At 64.5% G+C, this 1,447-nt stretch carries 1 protein-coding gene; it reads right to left on the bottom strand.

Features of this window, described 5'->3' with window-relative positions; all coding sequences use genetic code 11:
• Positions 1-1,435 (bottom strand): condensation domain-containing protein (locus tag AC1RMD_RS31180; RefSeq protein ID WP_492932745.1); only part of this gene is annotated, 1,435 nt, incomplete at its 3' end.
• Positions 1,436-1,447: the final 12 nt, after the last annotated feature.

Raw genomic sequence — 1,447 nt, 5'->3', positions numbered from 1 at the left:
CATCGACCACGCCTTCATCACGCAGATGGTGGGCCAGGCGGTTGGCCATGACGTTCAATTCCGCATAGCTCACTTGCTGCTCTTCGAATATCAACGCCACCGCGTCCGGCGTGGTCGCAGCCTGATGTTCGAACAGCTCGTGAATCGCGCTATCGTGCGGGTAGCTCAGTTGCGTGTCGTTCCAGCCCACCAGCACTTGCTCGCGTTCGGCCGCAGGCAACACGGTCAGCGTTTGCACCGCGGTCCCCGGCGCGCTTTCCAGCGCCGTCACCAGTTGCTCCAGCGCGGTGTGCAGGTAGGCGCAGACCCGTCCGGCGTCCACGCCATCGCTCACCTGCGCTGTCAACCTGAATCCGGTTCCAAGATCATCGACCGACAGGGTCAGCGGGTAGTTGGTACGCTCTTCACCAGACAGCACTTCCATACCATCCCAGACAGCATCGGACTTATCCTCCCCCGCCGAATGACGGAAGTTGAACAGCGCCGAGAACAACGGCGCCGGCGCCGCCACGCCACTGCAGCGCTGCGCCAGCGACAGCGACGCATGTTCGTGGCGCATCAGGCCTGCCAACCGCGCATGGGTCGCCAGCACGCTCTCGCGTACCGATTGCACGCCCACATCCAGCCGCAGCGGCAGCGTGTTGATGAACATGCCCAGCGTGCGGTCCGCACCGGCGCCGCCCTGCATCCGACCAAACATCACCGTACCGAACACCACCGCTTCGCGTCCCGATGCTTTCGACAATACCTGCGCCCAAGCCAGGTGCAGCATGGAAGCCGCGCTCACGCCCAGGCCGCGCGCCTGTTCGCGGATACGCGCCGCCAGCTCTGGCTCGACTTCGCGCCGCGCTTCGCCGATCAGGCTGCCGTCGCCCTGCACGTCGAGCAGGCCGAATGGCGCCGTGGTCTCGTCGATATCGGACAGCATGTCGCGGAAGAAGCCTTCGTGCTCTTCCTGCGATACGCCCAGTCGCGCCTGTGCCACATAGTTACGGAATGGCAGTGCCGGCGCCAGCGCTTCGCCTTGCAGCGTCGCCTGGATTTCGCCGATCAGGATTTCCATCGTCGTGTGGTCGATCGCCAGGTGGTGCGCGAGGATCTGCAGCAGCCAGCGGCCCTGCACCGGATCGTGCGCGTAGAAGCCACGCATCAGCGGCGCCTCGCGCACGTCGATGCGGTAGTGGCGTGGATCGTAACGTTCCGACAGCTGTTCGCCGACGTCGCCCTCGTCCACCACAACCTGCTCCACCTGCAGCGGCGCCTGGCGCCAGACCACTTGCAAAGCCGAGTCCAGTCCTTCCCACTGCACAGCCGTGCGCAGGATGTCGTGGCGTGAAATCACCGTCTGCAACGCCGTCAGGAAGCCGTCGAGGCGTTCGCGGCTGTCGAAACTGATCAGGCTAGGCAGCAAATAGGCGTCGCCATTCTGACTCATCAGGTGATGGAA

Source organism: Duganella sp. GW822-FHT06D06 (assembly GCF_058799615.1).
Note: the sequence above shows the minus strand (reverse complement) of the source record. Positions and strands in the feature narration are given on the sequence as shown.